The 13,507-nt window shown below is 73.7% G+C and carries 12 protein-coding genes and 1 tRNA gene; 7 read left to right on the top strand and 6 right to left on the bottom strand.

All coding sequences use genetic code 11. From position 1 onward, the window contains the following. Nucleotides 1-59 precede the first annotated feature (59 nt). Nucleotides 60-2,279 (top strand): NADP-dependent isocitrate dehydrogenase, encoded by a 2,220-nt coding sequence (locus tag ACQZOG_RS14080; RefSeq protein ID WP_033276343.1) that lies wholly within the window; start codon nt 60-62, stop codon nt 2,277-2,279. Between the two features lie 174 nt (nt 2,280-2,453). Further along, on the top strand, nt 2,454-3,245 hold the full coding sequence (locus ACQZOG_RS14075) for an N-formylglutamate amidohydrolase (protein WP_037642965.1): 792 nt from the start codon (nt 2,454-2,456) through the stop codon (nt 3,243-3,245). Nucleotides 3,246-3,818: 573 nt separating this feature from the next. Here the strand turns inward: ACQZOG_RS14075 and ACQZOG_RS14070 are convergent. Genes ACQZOG_RS14070 through ACQZOG_RS14060 form a run of 3 tightly spaced genes read right to left on the bottom strand, consistent with a single transcriptional unit; the run spans nt 3,819 to nt 6,363 of the window. Next, complete coding sequence (locus ACQZOG_RS14070) at nt 3,819-4,298, bottom strand: hypothetical protein (protein ID WP_037642963.1); 480 nt, start codon at nt 4,296-4,298, stop codon at nt 3,819-3,821. After that, on the bottom strand, nt 4,295-4,870 hold the full coding sequence (locus ACQZOG_RS14065) for an RNA polymerase sigma factor (RefSeq protein WP_037644295.1): 576 nt from the start codon (nt 4,868-4,870) through the stop codon (nt 4,295-4,297). Before ACQZOG_RS14065 ends, ACQZOG_RS14070 begins: the two co-directional genes overlap by 4 nt. 59 nt (nt 4,871-4,929) lie before the next feature. Next, nucleotides 4,930-6,363, bottom strand: a complete 1,434-nt coding sequence (locus ACQZOG_RS14060; protein ID WP_351033824.1) for a S8/S53 family peptidase — start codon at nt 6,361-6,363, stop codon at nt 4,930-4,932. A gap of 127 nt (nt 6,364-6,490) precedes the next feature. Here ACQZOG_RS14060 and ACQZOG_RS14055 point away from each other — a divergent pair, with 127 nt between their 5' ends. The 4 genes from ACQZOG_RS14055 (at nt 6,491) to ACQZOG_RS14040 (ending at nt 10,662) form a co-directional block, all read left to right on the top strand. Further along, entirely contained in the window at nt 6,491-9,097 is a 2,607-nt protein-coding gene (locus ACQZOG_RS14055; RefSeq protein ID WP_430741533.1) for a CHAT domain-containing protein, read from the top strand. Between the two features lie 55 nt (nt 9,098-9,152). Then, the gene (locus tag ACQZOG_RS14050) at nt 9,153-9,584 is read left to right on the top strand and encodes an ankyrin repeat domain-containing protein (protein WP_037642954.1); all 432 of its coding nucleotides are present in this window, start codon (nt 9,153-9,155) and stop codon (nt 9,582-9,584) included. Nucleotides 9,585-9,733: 149 nt separating this feature from the next. Then, a complete protein-coding gene (locus ACQZOG_RS14045) occupies nt 9,734-10,273 on the top strand; it encodes a TetR/AcrR family transcriptional regulator (RefSeq protein ID WP_371232576.1) in 540 nt (179 codons plus the stop codon). After that, nucleotides 10,270-10,662: a DUF6069 family protein gene (locus ACQZOG_RS14040; protein ID WP_193468515.1), complete on the top strand. Its 393-nt coding sequence runs from the start codon at nt 10,270-10,272 to the stop codon at nt 10,660-10,662. The genes ACQZOG_RS14045 and ACQZOG_RS14040 overlap by 4 nt, the downstream gene beginning before the upstream one ends. Here ACQZOG_RS14040 and ACQZOG_RS14035 read toward each other — a convergent pair. Together ACQZOG_RS14035 and ACQZOG_RS14030 are read right to left on the bottom strand one after the other, a co-directional pair. After that, nucleotides 10,653-11,321, bottom strand: coding sequence for an MSMEG_1061 family FMN-dependent PPOX-type flavoprotein (locus ACQZOG_RS14035; RefSeq protein ID WP_193456204.1), 669 nt, complete (start codon nt 11,319-11,321; stop codon nt 10,653-10,655). The genes ACQZOG_RS14040 and ACQZOG_RS14035 overlap by 10 nt on opposite strands. Nucleotides 11,322-11,439: 118 nt before the next feature. Then, a tRNA-Pro gene (locus ACQZOG_RS14030) sits at nt 11,440-11,513 on the bottom strand. A 182-nt stretch (nt 11,514-11,695) separates the two neighbouring features. Between ACQZOG_RS14030 and ACQZOG_RS14025 the strand changes: the two genes are divergently transcribed. Continuing rightward, nucleotides 11,696-12,859, top strand: a complete 1,164-nt coding sequence (locus ACQZOG_RS14025; RefSeq protein ID WP_033276351.1) for a Gfo/Idh/MocA family protein — start codon at nt 11,696-11,698, stop codon at nt 12,857-12,859. A 12-nt stretch (nt 12,860-12,871) separates the two neighbouring features. On the opposite strand, the gene ACQZOG_RS14020 is transcribed toward ACQZOG_RS14025, so the two are convergent. After that, on the bottom strand, nt 12,872-13,447 hold the full coding sequence (locus ACQZOG_RS14020; RefSeq protein ID WP_354793864.1) for a TMEM175 family protein: 576 nt from the start codon (nt 13,445-13,447) through the stop codon (nt 12,872-12,874). Nucleotides 13,448-13,507 lie beyond the last annotated feature (60 nt).

Below are 13,507 nucleotides of genomic sequence, written 5' to 3'. Positions count from 1 at the left end.
GGGCCGTCACAAGATATCTTGATGTCGAGCAATGTTGCAGACGTGGAGCGGAGCACCCGGTGACTGACTCGACCATCATCTATACGCACACTGACGAGGCCCCGGCCCTGGCGACGTATTCCTTCCTGCCGGTGGTCCAGGCGTACGCCTCGCAGGCGGGTGTCGCCGTGGAGACGCGGGACATCTCGCTCGCCGGGCGCATCATCGCCGTGTTCCCGGAGTACCTCACCGAGGACCAGCGCATCCCGGACGCCCTCGCCGAGCTCGGCGAGCTGGCGAAGACGCCCGCGGCCAACATCGTCAAGCTGCCGAACATCTCGGCGTCGATCCCGCAGCTCAAGGCCGCGATCGCCGAGCTTCAGGGCAAGGGCTACGCGCTGCCGGACTACCCGGACGACCCGAAGACCGACGAGGAGCGGGACATCCAGGCCCGCTACGACAAGGTCAAGGGCTCGGCCGTGAACCCGGTCCTGCGTGAGGGCAACTCCGACCGCCGCGCCCCCGCCTCGGTGAAGAACTACGCCAAGAACCACCCGCACCGCATGGGCGCCTGGACCTCCGAGTCCAAGACCAACGTCGCCACCATGGGCCAGGACGACTTCCGCTCCACCGAGAAGTCCGTCGTGATCGCCGAGGACGGCGCGCTGCGCATCGAGCTCAAGGGCGACGACGGCTCCACGACCGTGCTCCGCGAGTCGGTGCCGGTCCTCAAGGGCGAGGTCGTCGACGCCTCCGTGATGCGCGTCGCCGCGCTGCGCGAGTTCCTCACCGCGCAGGTCGCCCGCGCCAAGCAGGAGGGCGTGCTGTTTTCCGTGCACCTGAAGGCCACGATGATGAAGGTCTCCGACCCGATCATCTTCGGCCACGTGGTGCGCGCCTTCTTCCCGAAGACGTTCGCGAAGTACGGCGACAAGCTCGCCGCCGCGGGTCTCACCCCGAACGACGGTCTGGGCGGCATCTACAAGGGCCTGGAGAACCTGCCCGAGGGCGCCGAGATCAAGGCGTCCTTCGACGCCGAGCTCACCGAGGGCCCGGACCTGGCGATGGTCGACTCCGACAAGGGCATCACGAACCTGCACGTCCCCTCGGACGTCATCGTGGACGCCTCCATGCCGGCCATGATCCGCACCTCCGGCCACATGTGGGGCCCCGACGGCCAGGAGGCCGACACCCTCGCGGTGCTCCCGGACTCCTCCTACGCGGGCGTCTACCAGGCCGTGATCGACGACTGCCGCGCCAACGGCGCCTACGACCCGTCCACGATGGGCTCGGTCCCGAACGTCGGTCTGATGGCGCAGAAGGCCGAGGAGTACGGCAGCCACGACAAGACCTTCGAGATCCCCGTCACCGGCACCGTCCGCCTGGTCGACGCCAACGGCGACGCCGTCATCGAGCAGGCCGTGTCCGCCGGTGACATCTTCCGCGCCTGCCAGACCAAGGACGCGCCGATCCGCGACTGGGTGAAGCTGGCCGTCACCCGCGCCCGCGCCACCGGCGACCCGGCCGTCTTCTGGCTGGACGAGACCCGCGCGCACGACGCCAACCTGATCGCCAAGGTGAAGCAGTACCTGCCGGAGCACGACACCGAGGGCCTGGACATCCGGATCCTCAACCCGGTCGAGGCGACCAAGCTGTCGGTGGAGCGCATCCGCCGCGGCGAGAACACCATCTCGGTCACCGGCAACGTGCTGCGCGACTACCTCACCGACCTGTTCCCGATCCTGGAGCTGGGCACCAGCGCCAAGATGCTGTCGGTCGTCCCGCTGATGGCGGGCGGCGGCCTCTTCGAGACCGGCGCGGGCGGCTCGGCCCCGAAGCACGTGCAGCAGCTGGTCAAGGAGAACTACCTGCGCTGGGACTCCCTCGGTGAGTTCTTCGCCCTGGTGCCGTCGTTCGAGCAGTACGCCGCCACCACCGGCAACGCGCACGCCAAGGTGCTCGCCGACACCCTCGACCGCGCCACGGCGACCTTCCTCAACGAGGACAAGTCCCCGACCCGTCGCGTCGGCGGCATCGACAACCGCGGCAGCCACTTCTACCTGTCCCTGTACTGGGCGCAGGAGCTGGCCGCGCAGACCGAGGACGCGGACCTCGCGAAGGCGTTCGCGCCGCTCGCCGAGACCCTCGCGGCCAACGAGGCGAAGATCGTCGAGGAGCTCGCCGCCGTCCAGGGCAAGCCGGCCGAGATCGGCGGCTACTACCAGCCCGACCCGGCGAAGGCCTCCGCGGTCATGCGCCCGTCCGCCACGTGGAACGAGGCGCTGGCGTCCCTGAGCTGAACCGGACGACCCTGAGCTCCGCCCCGGCCGGCGACCTGCCCGGCCGGGGCGGAGCCGTGTCCGGGGGTCGGGCGGGTCCCGTCCACGGCCTGGTGGGGGACGTCCGGGGGCGTTGTCAGTGGCGTGTGGCACCTTGATCGTCGTACTTCACCGACAGCACCTTTGGAGCAGCGCATGACCGTCGTGCCGCCCTCGTTCGACCTCCTCCCCGGCGACCCCGCCTCCCCCGTGATCCTGCACGTGCCGCACTCGGCGCGGGAGGTCCCGGACGACGTACGGCCCGGGATCGTCCTGGACGACGCCGCGCTGGAGCGCGAGCTGGACCACATCACCGACGCGCACACCGCCGCGATCGCCGAGGAGGCGGCCCGGGCGGCCCGGGTCACGCCGTGGCGGTTCGTGAACCGGCTGTCGCGGCTGGTCGTGGACCCGGAGCGGTTCCCGGACGAGCGGGAGGAGATGCTCGCCGTCGGCATGGGCGCGGTCTACACGCGGACCACGCACAAGGACGTGCTCCGCCCCGACGGCTTCGACGCGGGCCCGCTGATCGAGCGGTACTTCCACCCGTACGCGTCGGCGATGACGGAGGCGGTGTCGGACCGGCTCGCGGCGACGGGGCGCTGCGTGATCGTCGACGTGCACTCGTACCCTACGGCCCCGCTGCCCTACGAACTCCACGCCGGCGGCCCCCGACCCCCGGTGTGCCTCGGCACCGACCCCTTCCACACCCCGCCCGCCCTCCTCGACACGGCGCGTGAGGCGTTCGCCCGGTGCGGCGGGACGGGGCTGGACAGCCCGTTCGCGGGCACGTACGTCCCGCTGAGGTACTACGGCAAGCGGGCGGAGGTGACGGCCCTGATGGTGGAGATCCGCCGCGACACGTACATGACGGAGCCGGGCGGCCCGGCCCACGAGGGGGTGACGCGCCTGGCGTCGGCGCTGGCGTCCCTGGTCGACGCGGTGTGAGCCGGCCACGGGCCGCTTGCAGGTGAGGCCGCGCCCGGCTCGTGCGGGGTGGTCAGGCGCCCCGGCCGGGCGGGGACGCACGACGTCCGGCCGGGCGGGGACGCGCCGCACCCGGCCGCGACGGGCATGCCCCGGCCTTCGCTGCAGGAAGCCAAGGGCGCCGGCCCTCGCCTACGGGGCCGGAAGGGCGGTATGCCTCCGACGCCAGGTCTCCGGGAGCCGACCGTCCTCGCCGGACCGCACGGCGCGGCGCACCTCTCTCGGCCGGGAGGCGGCACACCTCCCGGCCCGCACCCCGAGCACGTCACCCGGCGCCGGACGCGGGAGGACCGGTGCCACCGGCCTTCGCCTGGGCCGTCCCACGCGGCCGGGACCTCGGCTCACCGCGGAGGGGACGGTCCGCGGAAGCCGACCGCCCGTGCGGCGCGCCGGCTTCTGTGACCGGCACGTCCGGCAACGCCCGCCGGCGGTGGAACGACCAACGCCGCCGGTGCCCGACTCTGCGACGCACGGAACTCCCGCCCGACGCACCCACCGGGCGCGACGCGACGCGAGCGGCCCGGCAGGCGACCCTCAGGCGCGGAGCCACTCCGTCATGACGGTCTCGTCCGTCGTGTGCAGCCGTAGGGCGAACGGGCCCGACGGGGTCACCGTCGACGTGAAGCGGCCCATGTCGTCGGCCTCGGCGGTCGCGGCCGGGTAGGGGCCCGTCAGGATGTCGATGCGGGCGGGGGCAGGGGGGAGGACCTGGCCGATCAGGCCCTCGTCCGTCAGCTCGACGTCCAGCACCGTCTCCCCCGCGCTGAACGTCAGCATGCGCGGAGCCGCCGCCGCGCCCCGCACGGGGATCGCGTCGACGAGCGAGTCGAAGGTCAGCTCGGCGACCCGCGTCTCCAGGTCGCGCAGCGCGAAGGCGTCCACGGCGCTCTGGAGCAGCGCCGGGGGCACCGGGTCCAGGAGGGACGCGGCCTGCCGCAGCTCCTCCTCCAGCAGTTCCTCCTCGACGTCGGGTCCGTCGCCGAAGCCCGTGCCGTCGCCGATGTCGTCGCTCATACCGTCCCCCGTGCCTCCAGCCGGGCCCTCAGCCGGCGCAGGCAGCGCTGGCGCATCGGCCCGATACTGCCCACCGCGATGTCGAGCGCGGCGGACACCTCCTGATAGCTGGGCGGCGGAGAAGCGATCAGCACACGCAGCAACTGCCTGCACCGCCCGCCCAGTTCCTCGAACGCCTGCCACAGCCGGCGTACCCGCTCCCCCTGCGCGGCGGCCTCCTCCGTCTCCAGCAGCGTCTGTTCGGGCTCCCCGTCCTGGCTGACCGTGTCGAGCACGTGCGGATCGTCCGTCAGGACCAGCCGGCGCGCCTGCCGGTGCACCTTCAGGCACTCGTGGCGCGCGGTGCTGGCCAGCCAGGAGCCCGCCTTCTCCGGCTCCCGGATGCGGTCCAGATGCTGGGTGAAGCGGAACCAGACGGTCTGGTACACCTCGTGGGCGTCGGCGTCGGACAACCGGTGCGCGCGCACCACGGACCAGACCAGCGGGCCCAGCCCCTCCACGATCGCCTTCCAGGCCGCCGCGTCTCCGTCGACAGCGGACCGGACCAACGCGCCGACTTCCGAACGCTCCACGGTGCCACCCCTCGTGTACGGCACGTCATGGTACGCCGCGGAGGGGATGGTTCCGATCGTCATGGCCGCGCGGTGGGCGCCGGGACGCGCACCGGGCGCCAGGTGGGCGGCAGCAGCGCGGGCTTGTGCGCCCCGCGCACGTCCACGAACTCGTCGACGGCATCGAGGAGTTGCCGACGGGCCGCGCGCGGGTCACGCTCACCGCGCGTCGCCATGTGGGAGACGACCATGCCGGCCGCGACAGGGGTCGCGAAGGAGGTGCCGCTCCACTGGGCGAGCCCCTCGAACATCACCTGGTCCGGCTTGGTGGATCCCCCGTCCTCGCTCAACACGCCGGTGTGGCGGGGGTGGTGGCAGGTGCAGGCGTAGTCGAAACCGTAGCGGCAGGCGTCGTAGGTGGAGTGCTGGTACACGTACGGGACGGGCGTTCCGAAGCCCGTGAGGGCGCTGGTGAGCCGCTCGCCGGGAGCGTACGCCTTCACCCAGCCGCCGTGGTTGGAGAAGCAGGCGCCGGACTCGCCGTCCGCGCGCAGCGCGCCGACCGACAGCACGGCGTCCTCGTAGCCGGGCAGGTCGGCGTAGGCGGCGGGCCAGAACGGCGTGGCGCTGCCGTTGTTGCCCGCGCACGCGACCAACAGGGTGCGCTGCTCGCGCAGTTCGCGCATGAAGGCGTCGACGCCGAGGAGCCCGTCGGTGCGGCCGTTGGACGTGCCGGCGGAGAGGCTGAGGACGTCGGGCCAGCCGCCCGCCTCGACGGCGTCGAAGAGCTTCTCGCCGAACTCGTGCTCCAGCACCGCCCCGGCGTCGTTGAGCGCGCCGCTGACGGTGACGTCCGTGTGCGGGGCGACGGCGGCGACCAGTCCGGCGATGAACGTGCCGTGTCCGCAGTACTGCTGGAGGATCCCGTCGCCGTCGCACTCGGCGACCTGGGCGTCCCCGTGGGTGCGGGCGAGCGGCGGGTAGGAGCGGTAGTCGTGCATCAGGCCGGTGTCGACGACCAGCACGCGCGCGGCGTCCTCGCCCGGTTCGCCGTCGGTCTCGGCGACGGCCGGGTTGGGCCGGGCGTCGCGCGCCACGGGCACCGGCTCGTCACCGGGGCAGGCGTTGACGGCGATGTGCACCACGTGGTTGCGGGTGACCAGGCGGCGTCCGGCGCGGCCCTCCACCGCGGCGAGGGAGCGCAGGGCGCCGGAGACGGCCGGGTCGCCGCCGGCGTCGCCCTCTCCGGGGTCGGACACCTGGATGCGGACGACGCCGGAGCGGTTGCCGGCGGGGCCGAGGCGGCGGACGCGGTCCGGGGCGCCGGCGGCGAACGTGCGGAAGTGACCGCGCACCGTGTCCTCGACGACCTGCGCCTCCTCCCCCTCGCGGGCGAGGACGACGCCCTTCTCGTAGAGGAACTCCCCCGCGTCGTCGGGTCCCATGGCCAGCGGGATGTCGGGCATGGAGCGCTGGATCTGCCGGAACTGCTCACGGAAGCGCTGGGGTGGCATGGCGTGGTCCTCCACTGGGGCGACGGGGCCGGAGCCGCGGAGCTGTCGTGATGAAGAGCCTGCGAGGGCTCCTTTGATACAACGCCGTACCTGTGAGGCGTGGTTGCGGACCACTACCATCGTGGAGGTGACAGCGGGAAGCGAAGCGGTGCAGGACCTCCTTCCGCTGGTGTTCGCCGCCCCGAACGAGGCGCTGACCAAGGCGGAGTCCGTACTGCGGGACCGCCCCGATCCGCTGCACGCCTCCGTGGCGCATCAGGTGATCGGCATCTGGCAGCGGGACTTCGGGGACATGCGGCTCGCCCTGCGTCATCTGCGCAGGGCACGTGACTGGGCTGCTCGGGCGGGTTCGGCGGACCGGGAGGCGGACGTCCTCGCCACCCTCGGGGTCGCGTTGGTGCACTCGGGGCGCACCCGGCAGGGCCTGGACGCCCTGGGCCGGGGCGTGCGGCGCGGCACCGGCCACACCCGGGCCCGGGTGCTGTTCCGGCGGGCGTACTCGTGGTGGGTGCTGGGCCATCACCGGGAGGCGCTGGAGGACGTACGGCGGGCCGTGCCGGTGCTGCGGCAGGCGGGGGACGTGATCTGGACGGCGCGGGCGCTGACGCTGCGCGCGACGGTGCATCTGGCGCTGGGCGCGGTGGAGCGGGCCGAGGCGGACTTCGCGTCGGCGGAGGACCTGTGGGCGGTCACGGACCAGGAGCACGACAAGGCGGACGCGGTGGAGAGCCGGGGTCTCGCCGCCTTCCGCTCCGGTGACGTCCCGGCGGCGCTGCGGCTGCTGGACGAGGCGGAGGAGCGGTACGCGAAGCTGGGCACGCCGACGTTCATGCTGAGCATCCGGCGCTGCGAGGTGCTGATGGCCGCGGGTCTCGCGGCGGAGGCGCTGGCCGAGGCGGACACGGCGGTCGCCGAACTGGACTCCATCGGCGGGCAGTCGACGCGCAAGGCGGAGCTGCTGCTGGCGGCGGCGCGGGCCGCCCGGCAGGCGGACGACCCGGCGACGGCGACGGCGCGCGCGGGGCTCGCCGTGCGGCTGTTCGCGGGACAGCGGCGCGCCTGGTGGGAGGCGCACGCCCGGCTGGTGCTGATCGGGGCCCGGCACGCGGCCGGGAAGAGGTCGGGCCGGCTGGTGCGGGACGCGGCGGCGGTGGCGGAGCGGCTGGTGGAGCTCGGCGCGCCGGCCGCCCCGGAGGCGTTCCTGCTGGCCGGGCGGATCGCGCTGGACCTGGGCCGGACGGCGGACGCGGAGCGGCATCTGGCGGTGGCCGCGCGCAGCCGGCACAACGGGCCTCCGCTCGCCCGGATGACAGGCTGGGCGGCGCAGGCGTTGCGCGCGCGGGCGGCCGGCTCCACGCGGGGCGTGCTGGAGGCGTGCCGGCGCGGGCTGGACGTGCTGGACGACCACCGGATGACGCTGGGCGCGTCGGAGCTGCGGGCGCGCGCCACGGCGCAGGGCGCGGAGCTGGCGGCGCTGGCGCAGCAGGCCGCGCTGCGGTCGGGCGGGGCGCGGCGGCTGCTGGTGTGGAGCGAACGCTGGCGGGCCACGGCGCTGTCCGCGCCGCCGACCCGGCCGCCCGCCGATCCGGAGCTGCTGAGCCACATGACCGCGTACCGGGAGATCGCGGCGCGCGCCGAGGAGGCCCGGATGGAGGGCAGGCCGGTGCCGGCGCTGGAGCGGGAGCAGCGCCGTCTGGAGCGGGCGATCCGCTCCCGCACGCTGCACATGCGGGGCGAGGCGCGCGGCGACGACACCCGCTTCGACGTGGGCCGGCTGCTGGAGCGGCTGGGCGACGGCGTCCGGCTGGTGGAGCTGGCGGTGGTGGACGGGCGGGTGCAGGTGCTGCTGTGCGGGCAGAGCCGGGTGCGGCGGTTCGAAGCCGGGTCGCTGGCGGCCGCCGAGACGGAGGCCGAGCATGTGCAGGCGGGGCTGCGGCGGCTGGCCCATCCGGGGGCGCAGGCGCGGCTGCCGGTGGTGGAGGCGGCGGGCCGCCGCCTGGAGGAACTGCTGCTGGGCCCCGCGGCGGCGCACCTGGGCGACGGTCCGGTGGTGATCGTGCCGCCGGGGCGGCTGCACCGGGTGCCGTGGGCGCTGCTGCCGTCGCTGCGGGAACGGGTCGTCAGCGTGTCGCCGTCGGCGAGCAGCTGGCTGCGGGCGCGCGAGACGCGGCCGCCGCGGGGCGGACGCCAGGTGCTGGTGCGCGGGCCGGGTCTGGCGACGGGCGGCGCGGAGGTGACCCGGCTGGCGGACCGGTACCGCGGGGCGACGGTGCTGGAGCACCGGGACGCGACGGTGCCGCGGGTGCTCACGGAGCTGGACGGGGCGGGGCTCGCGCACATCGCGGCGCACGGGACGTTCCGCACGGACGGTCCCCTGTTCTCCGCGCTGCGGATGGCGGACGGCCCGCTGATCGTGCACGACTTCGAACGGCTCGGCCGCAGCCCGTACCGCATCATCCTGTCCTGCTGCGACACGGCCCGCTTCGCCACGGTCGGCGCGGACGAACTCCTGGGCCTGGTGACGGCGTTGCTGCCGCTGGGCACGGCGGGCGTGGTGGCGTGCAGCGCACCGGTCAACGACGCGGCGGTCGTCCCCCTGATGCTCGCCCTCCACGAGGGCCTGGCCAAGGGCCTCCCCCTCCCGGAGGCCCTCCGCGACGCCCGGTCGGCGATGCCGGACGACGCCCTGCACCGGGCCACGGGGTGGGCCTTCACGGCGTTCGGGGCGACGTGAGGGCGGCTCTGGCGGGCGGGCTGTGACACGGTGTCCCGGATCTACGCTGGCGAGCGTGAACAGACGACGACAGAAGAAACTGGCCCGGAAGCTCGTCGAGGCGGTCATGTTCGGCGAGGTCGGCGGGGTCGACGCGCTGCTGCGGGCCGGGGCCGACCCGGACGGGCGTGACGCCGACGGCACGACACCCCTGTACGCCGCCTCGGTCCATGGAGCGACCGACAAGGTACGGCGTCTGCTCGCGGCCGGGGCCTCGCCGGACGCCGAGAGCGGCCACGGGGATCAGGGCACGCCCCTGTGCGGGGCCGCGTGCTGGGGACACGTCGACACGGTGCGCGCCCTCCTCGAGCACGGGGCCGATCCGAACCTGTGTGAGGACCACGGCACCGGGTGGTCACCGCTGCGGTGGGCGCGGAACGGGCCGCACCCGGAGACGGTCGACGCACTTCTCGCCGCGGGAGCCCGGGAGCACCGGACAGCCGGTTGACGCCATCGGGCAACAACGGAGTGAGTACTCACTCATTGACGGAGTGAGTACTCACTCCGTACGCTGGCGCCATGACGGCAGCCAAGGACGAACCAACCACACCCGCCCGTCGCCGCGCCCCCGGCATGTCGCCGGAGCAGCGGCGGGCGATGATCATTCAGGCCGCGATCCCGCTGATCACCGAGTACGGCTCCGCCGTGACGACCGCGAAGATCGCGCGGGCGGCGGGTATCGGGGAGGGCACGATCTTCCGGGTCTTCGCCGACAAGGAGGAGCTGTTGGGGGCGTGCATCGCCGAGGCCCTCTCCCCCGAGCACGCCGTGCGCGAGCTCGACGCGATCGACGTGTCCCAGCCGCTGCCCGACCGGCTCGCGGAGGCGGCCGAGGCGCTCCAGGCGCACATGGACCGGCTCGGCGCGATCATGGGCTCGCTGGGGCACCGTGGGGGCAAGCACGCCGGGACGGTGCGCGGTGCGGGCCGCGAGGAGTCGACTGCCCGCATCCGCGCGGCGCTCGCGGACCTGCTGGAGCCCGAGGGGGACTCTCTGCGCCGGCCGGCGGAGCAGATCGCGGCGCTGTTCATCGGACTGCTGTTCACCCAGCCGCGTACGGACGGCGAACCCGATCTCGAACCGCGGGAGTTGGTCGAGCTGTTCCTGCACGGGGCGCTCGCAGGAGGCGCGACGTGAGCGCGCGGGCACGGCGGTCCGCGGCCACGGCGGCGGCCGTACTGGCCCCGGTGACGATATGGGCCGTCACCGACCCCCTGCTGGGACACCCCCTGCGCATCACCGACGGCGAGGAGACGCTCGACCTCGGCGCCGCGCCGGTCGCCGTCGTCGCCCTGCTCGCCTCCCTCGCCGGGTGGGCACTCCTCGCCGCGCTGGAGCGCTTCGGCGTACGGCGTGCCCGCGCGGTGTGGACCGGCGTGGCCGTCGCCGTACTGGCTGTGTCCTTCCTGCCGTTGGCCGGCGACGGCCTGGACTCCGGGACGCGCACGGCGCTCGCACTCATGCACCTCGCCGTGGCGGCCGCGCTGATCCCCGGACTCGCCGGACGGCCGCGCGCTCACTCGTAGCGCGTGCGCAGCGACTCCCGCTCGATCTCCTCGATCTGCTCGACGGTCAGGCCCGGCAGGTTCAGCTGGGCCAGCGTCACCTGGGCGCTGCTCGGCTGGGCGTCGGCGGGCAGCCACTTCTCCGGCTGCCAGGCGTTGCCCCGCATCAGCGACTTCGGGCAGTGCGGGTAGGCCTGTTCGATGTGCACCACGATCGCGGAGACGGGCGGCTTGCCCACGGCGGTGAGCCGGTCGAGCAGTTCGGGGCGGGCCGAGACGAAGGCGCTCCCGTTGACGCGGAGCGTGGTCGTGCGGCCGGGGACGACGAACAGCAGGCCGACCCGTCCCGTCTCCACCACGTTCTGCAGGGTGTCGAGCCGCTTGTTGCCCGTCGCGTCGGGGATCGCCAGCGTCCGGTCGTCCAGCCTCGCGACGAACCCGGGCGGGCCCCCGCGCGGGGTCACGTCGGCCCGGCCCTCGGCGTCCGTGCTGCCGACGAGGACCAGCGAGGCACAGCCGATCAACGCCCGTGTCTCGTCGGTGAGATGGTCGATCTCCTTGCGGAGCGCGTTCTCGTTCGGCTCCGGGTACAGCTCGCGCAACTGTTCCGTGCTGGTGAGGGCGTCCGCCTTCAGGGCGTCGAAGAGCAGGCCGGTGGCGGTCCCCGTGTCGGTGGTCATGCGTACGACCCTAGAAGACGACCTTGGTCCTGTGCAGGGCTCCGCGTGATTCCGTGCGGTGTGCACGGAATGCGTCGGAGGCCCGCCGGATGTCCGGCGGGCCTCTGCCCTCGCATCGTCGGGACGACAGGATTTGAACCTGCGACCCCTTGACCCCCAGTCAAGTGCGCTACCAAGCTGCGCCACGTCCCGATGCGACTCCCGCGGCGAACCGCGTGATCTCGCAGGTCAACCCTACCGTATGCGGAGGGGCGGGTGAGCCGGGGCCGCGGCTCCGCGAGCCCGCACATTTGTCCTGTCAAATGGTTGACAGGTCACACCGCCCGGCCCGAAGGTGGGCGGGCAGGACAGGACCCGGCCGGAGAGAGGCAGTCATGGTGGATGCGCTGGGCGTCGCCGTCGTCGGATTCGGCTGGATGGGGCGGGTGCACACCCAGGCGTACGCGCGGGTGGCGCACCACTTCCCGGGGCTGCCGCTGCGCCCGGAACTGGTCACCGTCGCCGAGGAGGTACCGGGGCGGGCGGAGGAGGCCGCCGCGCAGTTCGGGTTCGCCTCGACCGCCCGCGACTGGCGTGACGTGGCCGCCGATCCCCGGGTGCGCGCGGTCAGCATCACCGCGCCGAACTTCCTGCACCGCGAGATCGGCGTGGCCATGGCCGAGGCCGGCAAGCACATCTGGATCGAGAAGCCGGTCGGGCTGACCGCCGAGGACGCCCGCGCGGTCGCGGACGCGGTCGCCAAGGCCGGCGTCCAGGGTGCGGTCGGCTTCAACTACCGCAACGCGCCCGCCGTGGAGGCCGCCCGCGAGCTGATCGCGTCCGGCGGGATCGGCCGGGTCACGCACGCCCGCGTCCGGCTGTTCAGCGACTACGCGGCCCACCCCGAAGGGGCGCTGACCTGGCGCTACGAGCGGGAGCGCGGCGGCAGCGGCGTGCTGGGCGACCTCGCCTCGCACGGCGCGGACCTGGCCCGCTTCCTGCTCGGCGACATCGCCGCGCTGACCGCCGACACGGCGATCTTCCTGCCCGAGCGGGCCCGCCCGGCCGGTGCCACCGCGGGGCACTCCCGCGCGACGGGCGGCGAGCTGGGCGCGGTGGAGAACGAGGACTACGTGAACTGCCTGCTGCGGTTCACCTCCGGCGCGCGGGGCGTGCTGGAGGCCTGCCGGGTCTCCGTGGGCGAGCAGAACAACTACGGGTTCGAGGTGCACGGCACCGAGGGGGCCGTGTTCTGGGACTTCCGCCGGATGAACGAACTGAACGTCAGCCGCGGCGCCGGCTACCAGGACCAGCCGGTGAGCACGGTGTACGTCGGGCCGGGCGACGGCGAGTTCGGCGCGTTCCAGCCGGGCGCGGCCAACGCCATGGGCTACGACGACCTGAAGGTGATCGAGGCGTACCGCTTCCTGCGGTCGGTCGCCGAGGGCGTCCCGTACGGCGCCACCCTCGCGGACGCGGTGCACAGCGCGACCGTGCTGGACGCGATGGCACGGTCGGCGGAGGACCGGGCGTGGGTCACGGTGGACGCTCCCGCGTGAGTCACCGGCTGCTCACCTCGCCGCCGCGTCCCCCTTCCGCCCCAGCCACACCTTGATCGGTACCAGTACCAGCCACCACCACATGGCGGCCGGCCCCACCACCAGGGCCAGGGGAATGGTCACCAGGAACACCGCCACCATGGTGCCCAGGTCGACGGCGTAGAGGAACTCGTTCCGCAGGGGTTGCGCGTCGCCGTGGAGCCAGGGCCGGCGGGCGACGACGGCGGCGAGGGCGAGGTGGACGGCGCCGAGGGAGGCCACCGCCGCCGAGTAGATGACGACGGAGGTGCTTTCGTCGCCGTACTCGGAGACCAGGGCGGTGGGGAACGGCAGCAGCGCGGTGAGGCCCAGGCCGAGGACGGTCAGCCCGATCACGTCGGCGTCCACCAGCCGCACCCGGTGGAAGATCGCCCGGTGGTCGCGCCAGAAGCCGGCGAGCACGGCGAAGCTGATCGCGTAGGCGCCCAGATTGGGCACGACGTCGCCGAGCGCTTGGTGGAACCCGTCGGAGTCCAGTCCCTGCGGCACGTGGATGTCGAGGACCAGCAGGGTGATGGCGATGGCGAAGACGCCGTCGGACAGTGCCAGCAGCCGGTCGGGCCCGCCTTCCGTGGTCGGTTTCCTCATGCGCACGACGGTAGGCACGGC

The sequence above is a fragment of the Streptomyces sp. P13-3-3 genome (assembly GCF_050571355.1).
Lineage (GTDB): Bacteria > Actinomycetota > Actinomycetes > Streptomycetales > Streptomycetaceae > Streptomyces > Streptomyces althioticus.
This window is presented reverse-complemented; position numbering and strand designations above follow the sequence as displayed.

Excerpts from the sequence above, each read along its gene's own strand:
- ACQZOG_RS14075 (WP_037642965.1), top strand. The coding sequence starts at position 2,454 with ATGACCGTCGTGCCGCCCTCGTTCGACCTCCTCCCCGGCGACCCCGCC.
- ACQZOG_RS14070 (WP_037642963.1), bottom strand. The coding sequence starts at position 4,298 with ATGAGCGACGACATCGGCGACGGCACGGGCTTCGGCGACGGACCCGAC.
- ACQZOG_RS14060 (WP_351033824.1), bottom strand. The coding sequence starts at position 6,363 with ATGCCACCCCAGCGCTTCCGTGAGCAGTTCCGGCAGATCCAGCGCTCC.
- ACQZOG_RS14045 (WP_371232576.1), top strand. The coding sequence starts at position 9,734 with ATGATCATTCAGGCCGCGATCCCGCTGATCACCGAGTACGGCTCCGCC.
- ACQZOG_RS14035 (WP_193456204.1), bottom strand. The coding sequence starts at position 11,321 with ATGACCACCGACACGGGGACCGCCACCGGCCTGCTCTTCGACGCCCTG.
- ACQZOG_RS14025 (WP_033276351.1), top strand. The coding sequence starts at position 11,696 with ATGGTGGATGCGCTGGGCGTCGCCGTCGTCGGATTCGGCTGGATGGGG.